Origin of the sequence: Microbacterium natoriense, assembly GCF_030816295.1 — a bacterium.
In the GTDB taxonomy this organism is placed as follows: Bacteria; Actinomycetota; Actinomycetes; order Actinomycetales; family Microbacteriaceae; genus Microbacterium; species Microbacterium natoriense_A.
Genome location: NZ_JAUSXV010000001.1, coordinates 1,598,017 through 1,620,269, shown reverse-complemented (window position 1 = coordinate 1,620,269; position 22,253 = coordinate 1,598,017). Strand labels below are relative to the sequence as shown.

Here is a 22,253-nt window from a genome sequence, read left to right as displayed (position 1 = left end):
GGTTCACCGACGCATCCACCGACGCATCCGCGATCGCCGCCGCCTGAGCAGCCGACGACGCATCCGCGTTCGCCTGAGCCGACGCGGTCGCCGCTGTCTGCGACGACGCATCCGCCTGAGCCGACGCCACAGCCGCTGCCTGCGCAGAGGTCTCCGTCGTCGCATCCGTGGTCGCATCCGTCGACGCATCCGTCTTCGCCGCAGCCAACGCCGCCGCCGAAGCCGACACATCAGCAGCCGCCGACGCACTCGTGGTCGCATCCGCCATCGCCGCCGCCTGAGCAGCCGGGTTCGCGTTCGAATCCGCCGCAGCCGACGCCGACGCGTTCGTGTTCGCATCGTGGTTCACCGACGCATCCACCGACGCATCCGCGATCGCCGCCGCCTGAGCAGCCGACGACGCATCCGCGTTCGCCTGAGCCGACGCGGTCGCCGCTGTCTGCGACGACGCATCCGCCTGAGCCGACGCCACAGCCGCTGCCTGCGCAGAGGTCTCCGTCGTCGCATCCGTGGTCGCATCCGTCGACGCATCCGTCTTCGCCGCAGCCAACGCCGCCGCCGAAGCCGACACATCAGCAGCCGCCGACGCACTCGTGGTCGCATCCGCCATCGCCGCCGCCTGAGCAGCCGGGTTCGCGTTCGAATCCGCCGCAGCCGACGCCGACGCGTTCGTGTTCGCATCGTGGTTCACCGACGCATCCACCGACGCATCCGCGATCGCCGCCGCCTGAGCAGCCGACGACGCATCCGCGTTCGCCTGAGCCGACGCGGTCGCCGCTGTCTGCGACGACGCATCCGCCTGAGCCGACGCCACAGCCGCTGCCTGCGCAGAGGTCTCCGTCGTCGCATCCGTGGTCGCATCCGTCGACGCATCCGTCCGTCGAAGCCGACGCAGCATCCACTCGTGGTCGCATCCGCCATCGCCGCCGCCTGAGCAGCCGGGTTCGCGTTCGAATCCGCCGCAGCCGACGCCGACGCGTTCGTGTTCGCATCGTGGTTCACCGACGCATCCACCGACGCATCCGCGATCGCCGCCGCCTGAGCAGCCGACGACGCATCCGCGTTCGCCTGAGCCGACGCGGTCGCCGCTGTCTGCGACGACGCATCCGCCTGAGCCGACGCCACAGCCGCTGCCTGCGCAGAGGTCTCCGTCGTCGCATCCGTGGTCGCATCCGTCGACGCATCCGTCTTCGCCGCAGCCAACGCCGCCGCCGAAGCCGACACATCAGCAGCCGCCGACGCACTCGTGGTCGCATCCGCCATCGCCGCCGCCTGAGCAGCCGGGTTCGCGTTCGAATCCGCCGCAGCCGACGCCGACGCGTTCGTGTTCGCATCGTGGTTCACCGACGCATCCACCGACGCATCCGCGATCGCCGCCGCCTGAGCAGCCGACGACGCATCCGCGTTCGCCTGAGCCGACGCGGTCGCCGCTGTCTGCGACGACGCATCCGCCTGAGCCGACGCCACAGCCGCTGCCTGCGCAGAGGTCTCCGTCGTCGCATCCGTGGTCGCATCCGTCGACGCATCCGTCTTCGCCGCAGCCAACGCCGCCGCCGAAGCCGACACATCAGCAGCCGCCGACGCACTCGTGGTCGCATCCGCCATCGCCGCCGCCTGAGCAGCCGGGTTCGCGTTCGAATCCGCCGCAGCCGACGCCGACGCGTTCGTGTTCGCATCGTGGTTCACCGACGCATCCACCGACGCATCCGCGATCGCCGCCGCCTGAGCAGCCGACGACGCATCCGCGTTCGCCTGAGCCGACGCGGTCGCCGCTGTCTGCGACGACGCATCCGCCTGAGCCGACGCCACAGCCGCTGCCTGCGCAGAGGTCTCCGTCGTCGCATCCGTGGTCGCATCCGTCGACGCATCCGTCTTCGCCGCAGCCAACGCCGCCGCCGAAGCCGACACATCAGCAGCCGCCGACGCACTCGTGGTCGCATCCGCCATCGCCGCCGCCTGAGCAGCCGGGTTCGCGTTCGAATCCGCCGCAGCCGACGCCGACGCGTTCGTGTTCGCATCGTGGTTCACCGACGCATCCACCGACGCATCCGCGATCGCCGCCGCCTGAGCAGCCGACGACGCATCCGCGTTCGCCTGAGCCGACGCGGTCGCCGCTGTCTGCGACGACGCATCCGCCTGAGCCGACGCCACAGCCGCTGCCTGCGCAGAGGTCTCCGTCGTCGCATCCGTGGTCGCATCCGTCGACGCATCCGTCTTCGCCGCAGCCAACGCCGCCGCCGAAGCCGACACATCAGCAGCCGCCGACGCACTCGTGGTCGCATCCGCCATCGCCGCCGCCTGAGCAGCCGGGTTCGCGTTCGAATCCGCCGCAGCCGACGCCGACGCGTTCGTGTTCGCATCGTGGTTCACCGACGCATCCACCGACGCATCCGCGATCGCCGCCGCCTGAGCAGCCGACGACGCATCCGCGTTCGCCTGAGCCGACGCGGTCGCCGCTGTCTGCGACGACGCATCCGCCTGAGCCGACGCCACAGCCGCTGCCTGCGCAGAGGTCTCCGTCGTCGCATCCGTGGTCGCATCCGTCGACGCATCCGTCTTCGCCGCAGCCAACGCCGCCGCCGAAGCCGACACATCAGCAGCCGCCGACGCACTCGTGGTCGCATCCGCCATCGCCGCCGCCTGAGCAGCCGGGTTCGCGTTCGAATCCGCCGCAGCCGACGCCGACGCGTTCGTGTTCGCATCGTGGTTCACCGACGCATCCACCGACGCATCCGCGATCGCCGCCGCCTGAGCAGCCGACGACGCATCCGCGTTCGCCTGAGCCGACGCGGTCGCCGCTGTCTGCGACGACGCATCCGCCTGAGCCGACGCCACAGCCGCTGCCTGCGCAGAGGTCTCCGTCGTCGCATCCGTGGTCGCATCCGTCGACGCATCCGTCTTCGCCGCAGCCAACGCCGCCGCCGAAGCCGACACATCAGCAGCCGCCGACGCACTCGTGGTCGCATCCGCCATCGCCGCCGCCTGAGCAGCCGGGTTCGCGTTCGAATCCGCCGCAGCCGACGCCGACGCGTTCGTGTTCGCATCGTGGTTCACCGACGCATCCACCGACGCATCCGCGATCGCCGCCGCCTGAGCAGCCGACGACGCATCCGCGTTCGCCTGAGCCGACGCGGTCGCCGCTGTCTGCGACGACGCATCCGCCTGAGCCGACGCCACAGCCGCTGCCTGCGCAGAGGTCTCCGTCGTCGCATCCGTGGTCGCATCCGTCGACGCATCCGTCTTCGCCGCAGCCAACGCCGCCGCCGAAGCCGACACATCAGCAGCCGCCGACGCACTCGTGGTCGCATCCGCCATCGCCGCCGCCTGAGCAGCCGGGTTCGCGTTCGAATCCGCCGCAGCCGACGCCGACGCGTTCGTGTTCGCATCGTGGTTCACCGACGCATCCACCGACGCATCCGCGATCGCCGCCGCCTGAGCAGCCGACGACGCATCCGCGTTCGCCTGAGCCGACGCGGTCGCCGCTGTCTGCGACGACGCATCCGCCTGAGCCGACGCCACAGCCGCTGCCTGCGCAGAGGTCTCCGTCGTCGCATCCGTGGTCGCATCCGTCGACGCATCCGTCTTCGCCGCAGCCAACGCCGCCGCCGAAGCCGACACATCAGCAGCCGCCGACGCACTCGTGGTCGCATCCGCCATCGCCGCCGCCTGAGCAGCCGGGTTCGCGTTCGAATCCGCCGCAGCCGACGCCGACGCGTTCGTGTTCGCATCGTGGTTCACCGACGCATCCACCGACGCATCCGCGATCGCCGCCGCCTGAGCAGCCGACGACGCATCCGCGTTCGCCTGAGCCGACGCGGTCGCCGCTGTCTGCGACGACGCATCCGCCTGAGCCGACGCCACAGCCGCTGCCTGCGCAGAGGTCTCCGTCGTCGCATCCGTGGTCGCATCCGTCGACGCATCCGTCTTCGCCGCAGCCAACGCCGCCGCCGAAGCCGACACATCAGCAGCCGCCGACGCACTCGTGGTCGCATCCGCCATCGCCGCCGCCTGAGCAGCCGGGTTCGCGTTCGAATCCGCCGCAGCCGACGCCGACGCGTTCGTGTTCGCATCGTGGTTCACCGACGCATCCACCGACGCATCCGCGATCGCCGCCGCCTGAGCAGCCGACGACGCATCCGCGTTCGCCTGAGCCGACGCGGTCGCCGCTGTCTGCGACGACGCATCCGCCTGAGCCGACGCCACAGCCGCTGCCTGCGCAGAGGTCTCCGTCGTCGCATCCGTGGTCGCATCCGTCGACGCATCCGTCTTCGCCGCAGCCAACGCCGCCGCCGAAGCCGACACATCAGCAGCCGCCGACGCACTCGTGGTCGCATCCGCCATCGCCGCCGCCTGAGCAGCCGGGTTCGCGTTCGAATCCGCCGCAGCCGACGCCGACGCGTTCGTGTTCGCATCGTGGTTCACCGACGCATCCACCGACGCATCCGCGATCGCCGCCGCCTGAGCAGCCGACGACGCATCCGCGTTCGCCTGAGCCGACGCGGTCGCCGCTGTCTGCGACGACGCATCCGCCTGAGCCGACGCCACAGCCGCTGCCTGCGCAGAGGTCTCCGTCGTCGCATCCGTGGTCGCATCCGTCGACGCATCCGTCTTCGCCGCAGCCAACGCCGCCGCCGAAGCCGACACATCAGCAGCCGCCGACGCACTCGTGGTCGCATCCGCCATCGCCGCCGCCTGAGCAGCCGGGTTCGCGTTCGAATCCGCCGCAGCCGACGCCGACGCGTTCGTGTTCGCATCGTGGTTCACCGACGCATCCACCGACGCATCCGCGATCGCCGCCGCCTGAGCAGCCGACGACGCATCCGCGTTCGCCTGAGCCGACGCGGTCGCCGCTGTCTGCGACGACGCATCCGCCTGAGCCGACGCCACAGCCGCTGCCTGCGCAGAGGTCTCCGTCGTCGCATCCGTGGTCGCATCCGTCGACGCATCCGTCTTCGCCGCAGCCAACGCCGCCGCCGAAGCCGACACATCAGCAGCCGCCGACGCACTCGTGGTCGCATCCGCCATCGCCGCCGCCTGAGCAGCCGGGTTCGCGTTCGAATCCGCCGCAGCCGACGCCGACGCGTTCGTGTTCGCATCGTGGTTCACCGACGCATCCACCGACGCATCCGCGATCGCCGCCGCCTGAGCAGCCGACGACGCATCCGCGTTCGCCTGAGCCGACGCGGTCGCCGCTGTCTGCGACGACGCATCCGCCTGAGCCGACGCCACAGCCGCTGCCTGCGCAGAGGTCTCCGTCGTCGCATCCGTGGTCGCATCCGTCGACGCATCCGTCTTCGCCGCAGCCAACGCCGCCGCCGAAGCCGACACATCAGCAGCCGCCGACGCACTCGTGGTCGCATCCGCCATCGCCGCCGCCTGAGCAGCCGGGTTCGCGTTCGAATCCGCCGCAGCCGACGCCGACGCGTTCGTGTTCGCATCGTGGTTCACCGACGCATCCACCGACGCATCCGCGATCGCCGCCGCCTGAGCAGCCGACGACGCATCCGCGTTCGCCTGAGCCGACGCGGTCGCCGCTGTCTGCGACGACGCATCCGCCTGAGCCGACGCCACAGCCGCTGCCTGCGCAGAGGTCTCCGTCGTCGCATCCGTGGTCGCATCCGTCGACGCATCCGTCTTCGCCGCAGCCAACGCCGCCGCCGAAGCCGACACATCAGCAGCCGCCGACGCACTCGTGGTCGCATCCGCCATCGCCGCCGCCTGAGCAGCCGGGTTCGCGTTCGAATCCGCCGCAGCCGACGCCGACGCGTTCGTGTTCGCATCGTGGTTCACCGACGCATCCACCGACGCATCCGCGATCGCCGCCGCCTGAGCAGCCGACGACGCATCCGCGTTCGCCTGAGCCGACGCGGTCGCCGCTGTCTGCGACGACGCATCCGCCTGAGCCGACGCCACAGCCGCTGCCTGCGCAGAGGTCTCCGTCGTCGCATCCGTGGTCGCATCCGTCGACGCATCCGTCTTCGCCGCAGCCAACGCCGCCGCCGAAGCCGACACATCAGCAGCCGCCGACGCACTCGTGGTCGCATCCGCCATCGCCGCCGCCTGAGCAGCCGGGTTCGCGTTCGAATCCGCCGCAGCCGACGCCGACGCGTTCGTGTTCGCATCGTGGTTCACCGACGCATCCACCGACGCATCCGCGATCGCCGCCGCCTGAGCAGCCGACGACGCATCCGCGTTCGCCTGAGCCGACGCGGTCGCCGCTGTCTGCGACGACGCATCCGCCTGAGCCGACGCCACAGCCGCTGCCTGCGCAGAGGTCTCCGTCGTCGCATCCGTGGTCGCATCCGTCGACGCATCCGTCTTCGCCGCAGCCAACGCCGCCGCCGAAGCCGACACATCAGCAGCCGCCGACGCACTCGTGGTCGCATCCGCCATCGCCGCCGCCTGAGCAGCCGGGTTCGCGTTCGAATCCGCCGCAGCCGACGCCGACGCGTTCGTGTTCGCATCGTGGTTCACCGACGCATCCACCGACGCATCCGCGATCGCCGCCGCCTGAGCAGCCGACGACGCATCCGCGTTCGCCTGAGCCGACGCGGTCGCCGCTGTCTGCGACGACGCATCCGCCTGAGCCGACGCCACAGCCGCTGCCTGCGCAGAGGTCTCCGTCGTCGCATCCGTGGTCGCATCCGTCGACGCATCCGTCTTCGCCGCAGCCAACGCCGCCGCCGAAGCCGACACATCAGCAGCCGCCGACGCACTCGTGGTCGCATCCGCCATCGCCGCCGCCTGAGCAGCCGGGTTCGCGTTCGAATCCGCCGCAGCCGACGCCGACGCGTTCGTGTTCGCATCGTGGTTCACCGACGCATCCACCGACGCATCCGCGATCGCCGCCGCCTGAGCAGCCGACGACGCATCCGCGTTCGCCTGAGCCGACGCGGTCGCCGCTGTCTGCGACGACGCATCCGCCTGAGCCGACGCCACAGCCGCTGCCTGCGCAGAGGTCTCCGTCGTCGCATCCGTGGTCGCATCCGTCGACGCATCCGTCTTCGCCGCAGCCAACGCCGCCGCCGAAGCCGACACATCAGCAGCCGCCGACGCACTCGTGGTCGCATCCGCCATCGCCGCCGCCTGAGCAGCCGGGTTCGCGTTCGAATCCGCCGCAGCCGACGCCGACGCGTTCGTGTTCGCATCGTGGTTCACCGACGCATCCACCGACGCATCCGCGATCGCCGCCGCCTGAGCAGCCGACGACGCATCCGCGTTCGCCTGAGCCGACGCGGTCGCCGCTGTCTGCGACGACGCATCCGCCTGAGCCGACGCCACAGCCGCTGCCTGCGCAGAGGTCTCCGTCGTCGCATCCGTGGTCGCATCCGTCGACGCATCCGTCTTCGCCGCAGCCAACGCCGCCGCCGAAGCCGACACATCAGCAGCCGCCGACGCACTCGTGGTCGCATCCGCCATCGCCGCCGCCTGAGCAGCCGGGTTCGCGTTCGAATCCGCCGCAGCCGACGCCGACGCGTTCGTGTTCGCATCGTGGTTCACCGACGCATCCACCGACGCATCCGCGATCGCCGCCGCCTGAGCAGCCGACGACGCATCCGCGTTCGCCTGAGCCGACGCGGTCGCCGCTGTCTGCGACGACGCATCCGCCTGAGCCGACGCCACAGCCGCTGCCTGCGCAGAGGTCTCCGTCGTCGCATCCGTGGTCGCATCCGTCGACGCATCCGTCTTCGCCGCAGCCAACGCCGCCGCCGAAGCCGACACATCAGCAGCCGCCGACGCACTCGTGGTCGCATCCGCCATCGCCGCCGCCTGAGCAGCCGGGTTCGCGTTCGAATCCGCCGCAGCCGACGCCGACGCGTTCGTGTTCGCATCGTGGTTCACCGACGCATCCACCGACGCATCCGCGATCGCCGCCGCCTGAGCAGCCGACGACGCATCCGCGTTCGCCTGAGCCGACGCGGTCGCCGCTGTCTGCGACGACGCATCCGCCTGAGCCGACGCCACAGCCGCTGCCTGCGCAGAGGTCTCCGTCGTCGCATCCGTGGTCGCATCCGTCGACGCATCCGTCTTCGCCGCAGCCAACGCCGCCGCCGAAGCCGACACATCAGCAGCCGCCGACGCACTCGTGGTCGCATCCGCCATCGCCGCCGCCTGAGCAGCCGGGTTCGCGTTCGAATCCGCCGCAGCCGACGCCGACGCGTTCGTGTTCGCATCGTGGTTCACCGACGCATCCACCGACGCATCCGCGATCGCCGCCGCCTGAGCAGCCGACGACGCATCCGCGTTCGCCTGAGCCGACGCGGTCGCCGCTGTCTGCGACGACGCATCCGCCTGAGCCGACGCCACAGCCGCTGCCTGCGCAGAGGTCTCCGTCGTCGCATCCGTGGTCGCATCCGTCGACGCATCCGTCTTCGCCGCAGCCAACGCCGCCGCCGAAGCCGACACATCAGCAGCCGCCGACGCACTCGTGGTCGCATCCGCCATCGCCGCCGCCTGAGCAGCCGGGTTCGCGTTCGAATCCGCCGCAGCCGACGCCGACGCGTTCGTGTTCGCATCGTGGTTCACCGACGCATCCACCGACGCATCCGCGATCGCCGCCGCCTGAGCAGCCGACGACGCATCCGCGTTCGCCTGAGCCGACGCGGTCGCCGCTGTCTGCGACGACGCATCCGCCTGAGCCGACGCCACAGCCGCTGCCTGCGCAGAGGTCTCCGTCGTCGCATCCGTGGTCGCATCCGTCGACGCATCCGTCTTCGCCGCAGCCAACGCCGCCGCCGAAGCCGACACATCAGCAGCCGCCGACGCACTCGTGGTCGCATCCGCCATCGCCGCCGCCTGAGCAGCCGGGTTCGCGTTCGAATCCGCCGCAGCCGACGCCGACGCGTTCGTGTTCGCATCGTGGTTCACCGACGCATCCACCGACGCATCCGCGATCGCCGCCGCCTGAGCAGCCGACGACGCATCCGCGTTCGCCTGAGCCGACGCGGTCGCCGCTGTCTGCGACGACGCATCCGCCTGAGCCGACGCCACAGCCGCTGCCTGCGCAGAGGTCTCCGTCGTCGCATCCGTGGTCGCATCCGTCGACGCATCCGTCTTCGCCGCAGCCAACGCCGCCGCCGAAGCCGACACATCAGCAGCCGCCGACGCACTCGTGGTCGCATCCGCCATCGCCGCCGCCTGAGCAGCCGGGTTCGCGTTCGAATCCGCCGCAGCCGACGCCGACGCGTTCGTGTTCGCATCGTGGTTCACCGACGCATCCACCGACGCATCCGCGATCGCCGCCGCCTGAGCAGCCGACGACGCATCCGCGTTCGCCTGAGCCGACGCGGTCGCCGCTGTCTGCGACGACGCATCCGCCTGAGCCGACGCCACAGCCGCTGCCTGCGCAGAGGTCTCCGTCGTCGCATCCGTGGTCGCATCCGTCGACGCATCCGTCTTCGCCGCAGCCAACGCCGCCGCCGAAGCCGACACATCAGCAGCCGCCGACGCACTCGTGGTCGCATCCGCCATCGCCGCCGCCTGAGCAGCCGGGTTCGCGTTCGAATCCGCCGCAGCCGACGCCGACGCGTTCGTGTTCGCATCGTTATCGACGACTTCAGTGACTAGAGTCGCCGTGTTGTTCGTGGTGTCAACGTCAGCATCGACACCCGAGACCTTGGCCGTATTTACGATTGTCGCCCCAGCAGCCTCTGGTGCAGTCGCCGTCAGCGTCACCGTGAACTGCTGCTCTGCCCGAAGCACCGAAGCAGGAGAACCTACCCCACCTACTGAGGTGAGCGCCGCCACAAAGTTGTCATCCCCAGTTGACACTGAGAATCCGCTGGGCTCGCGCTTGCATACCAGATCCCTGCCGACCAAGGAGCACTCCGGGTCTGTAGACGTAAGCCGCGCGTTTGCGACATTCTCGGGAATCACATGCTCGAGGACAAGTCCATGCGACGGTGAGCTCGCAGGAAGGTTCCTAACGCGAACATCCCAGCTGAACTCAGCGCCTGGCTGAACAGTTTCTGGCCCTAGGACTGCAACATCAAGATCAGCCGCCGGTATCGCCGTCCCGACTCTCCCATGCCGGGGGCCTTTGAAAGTTCCATCGCTCTTGCCAAGTTCAGTTCTGTACGCATAGAAATCTGAAGACAGAGTAAGACTGGACACGAGGCCGTGAATCTTGATGGACGCGTAGGGAGCATCCGTAAGTGTCGCCAGGTACGGCTTGGTGCTCAAAGTTGGCTGATCCCACGACCCCGATGGGTCGCCAACTACCGAGACCTCAGCATTCTGGGGTGCGCTCCCGTTAACACCAGTGAGCCTAAAACTCGGCACAATGCCACCGAGGACGCGAGAAGTCCCCGGCTCCGTAGCGTCGAAAATGGCCGTCACAAGGCCAACGTGGAGAGGTATAACCGGATCAATAACAGGCGTACTGAACTCAATACGATGGTCCGGTCCTCGAGCGTCCCCCTCGCAGGGGAAGAGGACACCGGCGGTTCCGGTCGGAATCACGCAGGGAAGATCTCCCGTGCTTGCTGTATAGACGAATCCCGCCCGTGCGGACACCGCAGTTCCGGCACTGACCGCACCTGGCGACGAGTAGGCCACTGATGAGGCACCCAGATTACCCGGTAATGGCACGCTGACGGACGTACCCGACCATTCCGGTAGGCCATCGCTCGAGCGGTACCCTGCTGGAAAGAGAGACCCGTCGAGAGCCAGCGCCGGCGCCGCTCCTGCCAAGAGACTGGCGGTTGTGAGCGCGGACACGAGGAGCGCGGCACCCAAACGTCGAAGACTACTTCGTGGTGCAGAGGCTTGCATGAGCGGTTGTGGTTGTTCAGGGTTCATTTCAATTGACCATTCGGTGTACAGGCATGATCTGGAGGGAGTGAATTGATTGCGATATGCGCGATTGACTTCTCACGGCGAAGCGATCACCTTCTCTTCAATGCATAGGTGCTATATCAAGGGCAGTTCCGGGGCCTACCTACATCAGGATCCGCGTAAGCTCATTCCACCTCGACGGTGATCCCCGTGGAGCACGTAACCTCTGTCGCCTTAATTTCGCCTTCGAGCGTCGCTTCCGCAGACCAATCCGAATCTTCCTGATCCGTATCCGCCTCGAGCGTCACCGTGCTTTGCACATTGGGGCCTCCGACCACATCCCATCGCACCGTCAGATGGATATCAGAATCGAAGTCCGCGGGCGGACTGAATGCACCCGATGCGGTGAGGTGGTCACCACTGAGTTCGCACGTCTCAAGGGTGATCGCATCCCGTGCAGCCCGAATCTCCTCAAGTTGGCTCACGCTTCCGTTATCACTACCGTCTGCCACTTTCAGATCTGTCGGCTCCTTCTCGACGGATCCACATCCAGCCAGCGTTCCGATCAACGCGGCGATCATCAAAAGGCTGACGCATGTCTTCTTCATTGGAGTTCCTCAATCAGGTCTAGGGTCATCTGTCTGTCAAATAGGTCCGAAAGGCAAGTGCGGGCCGCATGCCACCCCGCCATGCCGTGTGTGCCCGGTCCGGGAAAGGTCCCCGCGGAACCTAAGTAGGTTCCAGAGACCGGCCCCCGCCATGGGTTGAAGGCCACAACCGGTCGGCCAACAAGTTGCCGCAAGGAGATCTCTCCGGTGCAAATGTCACCGTCGACATAGTTCAGATTTTGATGCGCGAGTTGTCTCGGCTCCGTAATTCGCCATCGGCGGACAAGACTGCGAAACCCTGGCGCATGGGACTCCAGTAACCCGGCGATACGGTCGCTTACCTCGACCGGTTTGGCGCTTGAGGAGACATGCGCATACGCATAGAACACGCCTTTTCCTAGTGGTGCACGCCACGGATCGAAGTTTGAGGCTTGGGTGACCAGCACGAAAGGTTCCTCAGAATCTTGCCCCTGCGCGACACCTTGCTCGCTGGCGACGATCTGCGGGCCGGTGCCGCCGAGGTGAACCGTGCCAGCTTCTCTAAGTCGCTTGTCGGTCCATGGGATTGCGCCGTCTAAGGTTGCGTCGATCTTGACGACGGAGGGACCGTAGCGGAATCGCTCAAACCTCTTTCGTGACTTCGCGGGCATCTGCGCGCCCGCTGCCTGGACGTACCCCCGAGGAGAACCGCAGTAGATCACTGCCCGGCTGGACAGCTCGCGGAAGTCTGTGATGGTGTGCCCCAGAGCGAAGGTGACGGACAATTCCGTCAGTCTCTTCACAAGCGCGTCAGTGAGTTGCGCGCTGCCGCCTGAGATGAAAGGCCAACCCTTTTGGTGGGCGAGCGTCCCCAAGGACACCGCGACGAGCGCAGATGCGATGGAGCGCGGCGCCCCCGGGGCGTGAGCTCGAAGCCCCGTCCAGAGTGCGTCAGCTTCAATAGTTCTAAACGGTTGGGCGGCGCGGGCGGCAGCGCCCAGGGCGAGCCGAAGTTTGTCCGGAATACCGACAGGACCGAGAGGAGGCGTCAAGAATGAGGCCCTCACCACGCTATCCCCGAACCCCGAGCCAGCGTCAAACGTTTGTCGCCAGCGCCGGGCATCCCCACTCATCTCGGCGGTTGTGTCGCGAAGCGATCTGTATGCCAACGCGGCACGTCCTTCGTCCAGCACATGAGCGTACGATGCGCGCGGATACACATACTTGATGTCTTGTTCTAGACGCATAGCGTTGAAGATCGGCGACGCAGCAGCAGTGGGGTGCACAGATGAGCATTTATCGTGGACGAATCCGGTCTCAAGATCGGAGTGGGAACGCGCTCCCCCGCCCAGTTCTTCATCGCTTTCAACTACTCGTACTCGAAGTCCTGCTAGCGCACAGACGTAGGCCGCGACGAGCCCGTTGGGCCCCGACCCCACTACTGTGACATCCATCAGATGCTGAGCTCGCTTCGGGTCTCGCTCGCTCGAGATGGATTGCTCTGGCTCCGCTTCTTGGATCGAGCTTCCCGCCATGCGTGCTTCAGACTATAAGCAACCCGGCGATAGGTGCCGTCCGTGATAAATACTGCGTCCATAGCAACCATTGCGAGCGAGAACCACGGCAGCCCCATGACTACAGCAATCGCGAGATGAAAAGACAAAATCACGATGAGAGCGATTCGCCTAGTCCAAGAGTTGACGAGCATTACGGGGAACGCCGCCTGGAAGAGAACCGTACCGATCGTGCCTATGGCGACGACTGGGCCCCAAACGGAGATCAGAGCGGAAATCTCGGGCCAGGTTCCAAACTGCGGAACATTGATTGCGTTGTAAATTGCGTACCCGTTGTACCAGGGCGCTCCTTGGGCTTTATAGAGCCCGCCCGAGGCGTAAACCATGCAGAGCTGCGCGCCGATCACCACAACCGCACAGTTGTGCATGCAGTTGGACAGCCACTCGGGGACGAACCCTTGTCCAGCGGAGGTTCGTGACAGCGCTCCTGCATGCTCGCCAGTTCGACGCCGTCGCCTCCTTCGCGCATCAAGCGACCAGACTTCCGCCGGGGAAGCGAAGAGTAGAGAAGTCATCGCGATGCGTGTGAGGTTGTCGCTCTGGTCCTGAACCGTCGGATTTATGGCGAGCAGGCCTACCCAAAACACCATCAGAACAACGAGAGTTAGCCGAGTGCGATAGCCAACTATCAATAGGAGCGCCAACACCACAACAACGAGGAAGACCGAGGTGAGCGCGATCCCATTCGGAGCTGCTTCAACAATCCATGAGAACGGTGGGAACTTAGCGAAATCGCTGCTCGGGAACTCAATCTGCCCGGTCCAAGCCATACCGCCACCGAACGTGTATTGACGCGTTCCGAAGTTTGTCAGCGTCCAACCGAGGACCGTCACCCCTAGAAGCATGCGCGTAACAGACAGGCCATAGCGCGCGTGCTTTCGGTCCAAAAGCAGCGCCACCGCGGCAGTCGCAATGCTCTTCGCATTGCGCATGACCAGTCGCAGCGTGTTGGTGATGACACTCAGAACGAAGTGCCAGGAGGTGATCAGAGTGGTGAGGGCCATCACTTGCTGGCCTCCTTCTGCCGCTCGCCGGCGAAGATTTCGTCAAACGGTGCCGAATCCTGCTGGTCTCGAATCAACAGCCCTCGCCACCCGGTACTGGCGATTTGTGGAGCCGGACGCTTCGCGTCTTCGTCATTCCTCTGCGCGAAGGGGACTATGTTCTGACGTGTCGCTTTGAACTGCACCTGTACGACCTCGTCGCCCCAAACGGCAACGGCCACCTGGGTTGCGTAGCCCGCTGCCACTTGCTCCGCGACGATGTAATCGATCACCGCATCTTCGTTGTCAGCGGACTGCGCCAAGAGATCGTCGCGCAACCGCCCAAGCCATGCGTCTCCCTCGAAGTAGTTGAGACTAGTAATCTCCTGCTGCTCCGCGGTCAGCCGACTCCAACGATCTTTGACCCCGCTGGATGCGTGATAGCCAAGATTTGCCGCTCGTGGCGGGAAGAGATTGTGGTGCGCGAGTCCATACTCGACGTCCGTCGGCGTAACCCAGTCAGTCTCTTCAACTTCCCCTACCTCGTTGAGCACCTTTGCGCGAACGGCGAACGTGTACGCCCCATTGATGGGCTCCGGGGCGAACACACTCCAGCTCTGCCCAAACCAGGGCAGCATGTAGGCCGACAACATGTTTCCAGGCACGATTTGGCGCAGCGGTGTGGGGGGAGAGATCCAAAGGAACGACGCGAACAGATGCCATACCGTAATGGCGGCGATGGTGCTCACCGTCACGCCCTTGAGAATTCTGCCGAACCTGACAGGTGGACGTCGTAACAGCATTAGCTCTCTCATCGGTCTTCACAGAAGGTGACCTGCGTGGGATCTGTGTCCACTACGCAGTTGTTGCTCGTAAGAGACTGAACGCAGTACGAGACCGCTAGGTACTTGACTGCCGCTACTGAGTGTCCAAGTGCGCGCCCCACCTTTTTACTGGGTGCGGGGTAGGCGGATCTAGGTGATTGAAAACGTCGCGTTGAGCGCCACCCGCAACCCCCTGGCGTCGACACCGCGCCGCGTCTCGTGACTGGACCCAGTGAGAGTGCCCGCAAGACGCCATGCACGACCCCAGACGTTCGAACCGCGATTAGTGGAGTACTCGTCCATACCCCGGAGGCCAGCCCGACAACGGCTGCACGGTTGTTCGCTTTGACCACCGCCGCACCCGTGGACGCCTTGGTGATCTTCCAGGGAGCGCGGTCAGCGCAGCTGCGCTCAGCCCGACCGTGCTCTCACCGAGCATGCCTGCGTACGACCAGGCGCGTTGCTCAGTAGTAGCGAGCGTCATGGTCGCCACGATGTAGAGCCGATGAACGCTAGCTCTGCCACTGCGCCAACGGACTAGATCCCAACTGGCGAGCAGTCTGCGAGCAGGCGAAACCTGCCCCGCTGCCCACCGCGTTCAAGAGCGGAACCATGGTGATCAACGCGGCAACGCTCAGGGTGCTGAACAACACTGTAAGTGGTGCCACGGTCCACGTCCGGCGTTGCGCCGAGAGCGGCCCGTTGCGGTCTCGAGCCCTATGCGCGCGAGCGCGTTTCCCGCGAGCAAGAAGCCGACGACAACAGATTCCGCTGCGGACAGAATGGTCCGACCCGCGCCATCCGCATCCTCCAAGCTTCGCCGCCGCACATGTGAACGCGAAGGCGACGATCGCGGTCGCTCGGCTCCAACCACGCTGGTGTGCTGCGCCATTTCTCGGGGAAGGACGCGATCGCGATCGGTTTGACAGAACGCGAAATGGCTGACGCGTTCTCTGGCTTCGCCCCGTGCGGAACGCTGGGAAGAGATTTTGTCCGGGCTTGCGCGGCGGATCCGTGGATTCCGCCATCTGCACCGCTCGGTCGCGCCTCTCATAACGACAGACGTGACACGCAGCCCCGCAGAGTTCGCGGCGCATGGACCGAAGCGGGCTTCGCTATCTGTGAAGCGGCACTGATCTATCGGACAGTGACAGAGCTCGCCTTCACCGTCGGATCGTACGAAGCGAGCGGCCTCCTACTCGACGAGTCGGGCTGATGCGGCAACCGCGCCATCTACAGTCACGATCACCTGCGCGCGCCGGCTGCACGCTTTCCGCATTCGGTGACCATCGCGTCTCTGTTCGCCGAAATCGATGAGGATGAGCAGTTCGAACCACGCTCGCGCTGATGACCAACTGGATCACGCATCACCGAAGCCGTCGACGAGACTGATTCCGACTCCGATGCCAGATGTTCCGGTCATCATCACGTTTGTGTGCCAGAGACACGACGACTTATCCCCGGATTCCTTCTTGAGAGCAAAGCACTCCCCGCCGTGCCGAAAGTTCGATGACGAGGCCCCAGGGCCGCTGAATCCGTGGATTTTGGATCCAGCGTGGCGTTCTATGGAGCCGCAATAACCCCGACGTACGGGGGAAGGTCGGTCGAGCTTGTAGACCCTTGAGGGTTGTCCGGGTCCGCGGCGACAGTCCCAGAGATCTCTGATGCCGGACGTTCGTACCTGTTGAGGCTCCCATCGGGCTGTTCAACGTACTCATGACTCCATGAGTCGTACTGATAAGTCAACTCGATCTGGAAAAAGTTGGTCGATCCGGCAGTCGGCGGCGATGAGAAAGTGACAGTCGTGAAGTCGGGCCCACTGACAATGACTGCTGACGCGTCCACAGAGCCATCAGCGAGCATGATATTCGAGATGACCCAGTACCCATTGGGTTCGTTCGGTATCGTGATCGACACTGCGCCCGTAGGCGCGTCTGATGTCGCGTTGGCCAATGACCCTGGAACGAGTTGAGGGAAGTTACTGCCGTCTCGCGGGGGTGCCTCGGTCCAACTCACGGGTCCCAAGATGAGATCGTAAGCCGGCGTCTGGGCAGGCTCAACTGGCTCTGTCGGCGTGGGAGTAGGAACCGGCACCGGCGGAGAGCTCGGGACCGCACAGCCGTCCGAGGCTGCGTGCGCGGTCGTTGCCGGCGCCATCACTAACGTGCCACTTCCTATGAGCAAAGCAACAAACACGGCGACGCCGAACCTACGCTTCTTCCTCCCCATGCAGAGAAAAGTAAGGCCGACGGTCAGGAGCAGCAGCGCGATAACGATCGGCACAAGTGGGTCAGCCCCGGTAGGTGCAAGGCAATCGGGAGATTCCATCGTTCCTCCTGTGGGCTTCGGGCGAGGGCACTTAGCCGACGCCATCGCTGTGGATGAACACTATCTCTGGTGCCATACCGGCGCAACGTATCTACGATACCGATGGTTGAGCTTTCAGCTCTATCTCCGCTGGTCCTGCGAATTGTGAGGCTGCTGATATGGGGCAGGAGGGGCGGGTCCAGCCGGCCCGCCCCTCTGGGCGTTACTCGGTGGGGAGGTGACGTGCGGGAGTGCGGCGCCACAGGAAGAGTCCGAGCATCAGCAGGACCGCAGCGGCGGCCAGGGGAAGAAGCGGCGAGGCGCCGGTGAGCGCGAGAGCAGGGGCTCCCGGGTGGCTCGGTCCCGTTACCGGCTGCGTCTCTACGTGTTCAAGCACAGTGCTCACTGAAGCTGTCTCGCGCAGAGCCGTGCCATCGCTCGACGTGGCCACGGCGGCTGCGGAATTGATCACCGTATAGCTAACGAAGTCTGTTGCCTGGACGGCATACGTCGTGACCACACGAACAGATTCGCCCGGTGCGAGCACTCCCACGGCACCCGGCCAAGTGAAGGTGAGTTCTGTCAGCCCAGGCAGCTCGTCGGTGATTGCCACCTCTGTCAGTGTCTGCGTTCCCGTGTTCGTGGCCGTAATTTCATAGTGAATTTCATCTCCGATCTGCGTCGGCGACTGCAGCGCGGATGCATCGGCGGTTTTCGAGAGGCGCAGCAAGGGAACGCTATCCAGCTTCGTTTTCGCTACAGCCTCGTCCGACACGACATCCCCACCGTTCGGGTCGGTTCCGTGCGCGAGAGCCTTGTTTTGCACACTGCCCTCATCAATGTCTTCCTGTGTGATGGAGTATGTTGCACTTCCGCTCGCAGTCTGACCAGGGAGAAGATGCCCTTCCGCGTCGGGCCAGGTGATGGACACCTCGGAGAGGTTAGGGAGCTCATCCTGGATCCACGAGCCGGAGATGCTCACGTTTCCTGTGTTTTCAATCACGAACGCGTACTCGATGTTGTCTCCAGGCCTTGCAGGGCTTGCAACAGAAGACACATCCGCCTCTTTCGTGAGGCTCAGGACGGCGGCCTGCTCAAGCACCAGATCCGTGCTCGCTGGCTCCGAAGCAATCGGGGTTCCGGCGACGGACTTTGCCGTCGCGAGGGCCGTGTTTGTGATCCGCCCCGCATCGATGTCCGACTGCTTAAGGGTATATGTGGCGGTAGCGGCAGCGGTCTGCCCCGGCTCGAGCACTCGTGCAGCACCCGGCCACGAGTAGGACAAGATAGACAGATCAGGCATGTTGTCTACGATCTCAGCTTCAGTCACTGTCGTATTCCCGGCGTTGGTGATCTCGAACCGGTACGCCACCTTGTCGCCAGCTCGGGGGATACCGTTCGCCTCCTGGAGCCTGCTTGTTTTCGTCAACTCGAGAACAGCGGATTCGGCTACCGACTTCTGACTGATTGATCCTGAGAAGACGGAATAGCTACCGATTCCGAGGTCGGGCGACTCCCAGTTGAGAGTGTTGTTGCCGACTGCAGCGAATGTCCAGCTGACTGCATTCGGGTCGTAGTCCGCGGTGCGCGATGTCACAGGAAGCGGGCTCCCATCAAGCGTCCGCACTGGGTTGGGTTGCGGCTGCCCGACGACGATCTCGGGCAGCGTGATGTCTTGCCCGTTTAGGACGACGTAGTTGGGTGCTTCCAGCGTCTTGATGGGCTCAATAGAGACGATCCTGTTGCGAGAAAGATCAAGGTGGTCTATGAAGACAAGGTCATGAAGAGGCGCGACGTCCTCAACAAGGTTGCGGCTCACTGTCAGCGTCTCGAGCCCTGACATGGGGATGAACGAATCGAGCTCCGCGATCTTGTTGTTGTCAAGGGCAATATCGGTGACTCTCGTCAGGTTCGACCAGGAGGAGACATCCGAGATCCCGTTGGACTGTAGGTTCACGGTTCGCAGCTGGACGAGCCCGCGCAAAGGAGTGACGTCTGCGATGTTGTTGGTGTGCATGTTGAGGTGACGGAGAGAGGTCCATCCAGACAGCGGCGACACGTCCCCGATCTGATTCGAGGTGGCCTCGAAAAACTGCATCTTCGTCAGCCCTTTCAACGGCCTCAGGTCAGTGACCTCGCTAGCGTTCAGTTGCAAGGACGTCAGATTCACGAGGTTCTGAAGTGGCGTGATGTTCCCGTTCTGGACGCGGTTTAGCGACAGGGAGGTCAGTTGAGTCATTGCCGAAAGCGGCGTGAGGTCAGCAACTTGGGTACGTTGCACGCTCAGTTCCGTGAGACTTTCCAAGTCCGCAAGGGGTGCGATGTCGAGGCTCTGCGCGTCACTAACTGACAGTTTCCTCAGACCACTCAGTTCAGCGAGCGGTCCCAAGCCACCTGAAAGCGGGGCCTTGAGCAGGTTCAGGTCGCTCAGGTTTGAGAGTGCCCCGATCCCTTCGAGCGATTCCACTTCGTTCTCGTTGCACGTGAGCTGCTTCAGCGTCGCTGCCTGCTCGACAGTAATGGGATCGTTCTGCCCCAGTCCGAGGGCTGACGCCACGCACCTATCCAACGCGCGGTCGGGGAACGTGACTTCCGTGGTGGACGCTGCGGTAGCGGGAGAGGCGATCAGGAACGGCAGGACAAGGGTGGCGGCCGCAGAGGCAGCCATGGCGGTAAGTCTTCGAGCGCGCATTACGCGTTGGGTCCAATCGATCAGGGTGTTCAGGTCAACCGGCCGGGGCGGCGACGGCCAGACCGCATCAAGTATTTGTTCTGTGGAACTCACGTAGGTGAGGAATGTGGCGGACTACGTATCCGTGTCAGGATGGTGGCCGTCCGGTTCGTTCGTCCCTAGCGCAGGCAGCAGGTTGCTCGCTTCCAGCCCTGGGGATCTATTGACGAGAGGGTCCACTGAGTTTGCAGAGGCTGCCGACGAAGTACCGTCCCTGCAATGGATCGGGATCCTTCGAGTGAGCGCATGCCGCGAGAGAATTGCGATCTGGCGACTCCACGAGTTCCATCGCTCGGCGATTGCCCGGGCGTTCGAGTGCCGACTCAGCGGCAACCGAGCGTGCATATCCCCCACCTCGAACAGCAGAGCTCCCGCAGCGAGAACCGTGCATACCCCAAGCTCCGACACGCTGCTGTTGAAGTAGCTTTGCGCGGCCGCACACCTCAGACACGAGGAGGCATGCTGCGCCTGGACGGCCTCGCACACCATGCCTGACGGTGTGATTTGAGTGGTCGCGCTCATCACCCAATCGCGACAGCGCTTCGGAGCCCCATTCCCCAGCGCTATCTGCAGGGTCGCTGCTCGCAAACGACCCTTCGCAGTGAGACCCAAGGCCTCGACTTCAGATAGGGAGAGGTTCAGATACTCCGCGAGTTCTGAAGGCTTCCGCCCCTCAACGACGGCGGCTCGTAGATACTGTTGCTGGTTCTCGGGGAGTGTGGTGAGCGCGAGGGAAACGAGCTCGTAGACGCCGCGAAGATCGGTTTCACTTGTGGCTTGTCCCCGCTGGACTTGGTCGTCGGGAAGCGGGCGTTGATGCAGCAGCTGCGGGGGCACGATTCGGGGACCTCATTCCGTCTCTTGTTCTGAACCACGGTGTCCGCGGAAACGCCGCAGTCCGAGTCCGGTTGCGAGCAGCGCGCAAGCAAGTACGATCGCCGTCAGCGGAAGCAGTCCCCCGGTTGTCGCTAGTGACCCCTCGGGGAGTGCTTCGTCTGTCCCCCGCGGATCGGCGGCAAGAGCGTCCCCTCGAAACGTCGCCGCTGTTGTGCCTCCGGTCTCCTCTGCGAGGTACACAATTTCGGCGCTCAGGGCGATCGGCTTCCGGGGAGTCCAGGAGATGGACTGGGTGATTTCGGAGTGGGCCGGGATGACCACCGTCATAGCATCCGTCGTCAACGCGTTGGCATCGAGACTCGTCGGGTCGGTTGCGGTCAGTGTGATGTCCTGTCCGCTGAGGTTTGTGAACACAAGAGTTCTCTCGACCTGCTCGCCGACTCGCACCGTTCCGAAATCGACAGGTGCAACGGTCACTGCCTGCGAGGGAACACTAGTGCCGCTGAGGGCCACGGAGAGCGGGTTGAGGGGGCCAGTTGCGCCTGTGGGATCAGTGAACGGGGTGTGGGCGATCTCAATTGAGGGGCTAACGGCCTCACCGGGTCCGTTTGGCGTCCAGGTGACCGATGTCGTGACGTCCTCTCCTGCAGCGAGAGGAGCCCCGTCAATAAGGTCCACCCTCACCCCCGCCTCGGAAAGCTCTGAGCGGTTGCCAACCGATAGGGCAGTGTCGGTTGCGCCAGTGTTGGAGATGGTGAGAGGCCGCGACACGGATGCACCTACAGGCACTTCCCCGAAGTCAACCGCGGGGGCTTCGAGGGAAATGGTGGGCGCCGTGCCGGTACCGACGAGAAGCCCATAAGGGTCAACGATGAGATGCCCTGTGTTCATGGGAGTGAATGCTGGGGTGATCGCGCCGCGTGTCGTACCGAGGCTCGACGGAGTGAATGCAACTTCGACGTCCACGGATGCGCCTGGTTTGAGATGCCCGTAAGTGGGAGCCCCCGGTGCGAGGGAGAATGGGGAGTCGATTTGCCGGACATCGAAGCTGTTCTCCGACTGCGAGAAGCTGTTCGTTATCCGAACGACACGGGAGACGGACTCCCCGACCTGCACCTCACCGAAGTCGGTCGCAGAGACAGTGAACGGGTTGGGGTAGAACGCGAGAGTCTCGGTGGCAGGCGTCGCGATACCCCCTGGCAAAGGCGCACCCGCGTGGTCGGCCGGCACCGAGCGGTACTCGAGTTGGTTGTAGGAGATGTTGAACTCTGGAGCTACGTCGAAGGCGAGCCGGACGATGACATCGCAGCTCTCGCCTTCGTTCAGAAAGGTCTCTTGGTCAGCAGGGCAGGTCGAGGAGTCCGTCACCGACCACCCGTCTTCGAAGTCCCAGAGCTGATCCACTGTGACAAGTGCGGGGGCATGCGCGCTCAGCGTGAAGAGCGTCTGCACTTCGGCGCCTAGATGCGTTGTCAGGTACGTAATACCCGTAGGGCTCGCGCCGTGCGTGTCGATGGTGACCAGCGGCCGCTGCCCCGCCTGTGCAGGCGGGGCAGCCGTCACTCCAACGGCGGCGCTGATTGCGATCGCGCCGAGCAAGGCAGCTGTCTTCGAGAATCGCAGAGTGTGCATAA

7 protein-coding genes are annotated in these 22,253 nt (G+C 64.9%); all 7 read right to left on the bottom strand.

Features of this window, described 5'->3' with window-relative positions; translation table 11 throughout:
* Nucleotides 1-687: 687 nt before the first annotated feature.
* Nucleotides 688-9,702: a hypothetical protein gene (locus QFZ53_RS07360; protein ID WP_307295048.1), complete on the bottom strand. Its 9,015-nt coding sequence runs from the start codon at nucleotides 9,700-9,702 to the stop codon at nucleotides 688-690.
* 1,259 nt (nucleotides 9,703-10,961) lie between these two features.
* Nucleotides 10,962-11,384, bottom strand: a complete 423-nt coding sequence (locus QFZ53_RS07355) for a hypothetical protein (protein ID WP_307295046.1) — start codon at nucleotides 11,382-11,384, stop codon at nucleotides 10,962-10,964.
* Nucleotides 11,381-12,817 carry a phytoene desaturase family protein gene (locus QFZ53_RS07350; protein WP_307299366.1) on the bottom strand — a complete coding sequence of 479 codons (1,437 nt, stop codon included), beginning with the start codon at nucleotides 12,815-12,817 and terminating at the stop codon, nucleotides 11,381-11,383. The genes QFZ53_RS07355 and QFZ53_RS07350 overlap by 4 nt, the downstream gene beginning before the upstream one ends.
* Nucleotides 12,817-13,941 carry an HTTM domain-containing protein gene (locus QFZ53_RS07345; protein WP_307295044.1) on the bottom strand — a complete coding sequence of 375 codons (1,125 nt, stop codon included), beginning with the start codon at nucleotides 13,939-13,941 and terminating at the stop codon, nucleotides 12,817-12,819. Before QFZ53_RS07345 ends, QFZ53_RS07350 begins: the two co-directional genes overlap by 1 nt.
* Nucleotides 13,941-14,669, bottom strand: a complete 729-nt coding sequence (locus tag QFZ53_RS07340) for a DUF5819 family protein (RefSeq protein ID WP_307295042.1) — start codon at nucleotides 14,667-14,669, stop codon at nucleotides 13,941-13,943. Before QFZ53_RS07340 ends, QFZ53_RS07345 begins: the two co-directional genes overlap by 1 nt.
* 2,605 nt (nucleotides 14,670-17,274) lie before the next feature.
* Entirely contained in the window at nucleotides 17,275-19,719 is a 2,445-nt protein-coding gene (locus tag QFZ53_RS07335) for a DUF7507 domain-containing protein (protein ID WP_307295040.1), read from the bottom strand.
* Nucleotides 19,720-20,631: 912 nt separating this feature from the next.
* Nucleotides 20,632-22,251, bottom strand: a complete 1,620-nt coding sequence (locus tag QFZ53_RS07330) for a choice-of-anchor D domain-containing protein (protein ID WP_307295038.1) — start codon at nucleotides 22,249-22,251, stop codon at nucleotides 20,632-20,634.
* Between the last annotated feature and the right edge of the window lie 2 nt (nucleotides 22,252-22,253).

What these genes read in the sequence shown, in the direction of transcription:
- QFZ53_RS07345 (WP_307295044.1), bottom strand. Translation starts at nt 13,941, where the DNA reads ATGGCCCTCACCACTCTGATCACCTCCTGGCACTTCGTTCTGAGTGTC.
- QFZ53_RS07330 (WP_307295038.1), bottom strand. Translation starts at nt 22,251, where the DNA reads ATGCACACTCTGCGATTCTCGAAGACAGCTGCCTTGCTCGGCGCGATC.
- QFZ53_RS07350 (WP_307299366.1), bottom strand. Translation starts at nt 12,817, where the DNA reads ATGGATGTCACAGTAGTGGGGTCGGGGCCCAACGGGCTCGTCGCGGCC.
- QFZ53_RS07355 (WP_307295046.1), bottom strand. Translation starts at nt 11,384, where the DNA reads ATGAAGAAGACATGCGTCAGCCTTTTGATGATCGCCGCGTTGATCGGA.
- QFZ53_RS07335 (WP_307295040.1), bottom strand. Translation starts at nt 19,719, where the DNA reads ATGGCTGCCTCTGCGGCCGCCACCCTTGTCCTGCCGTTCCTGATCGCC.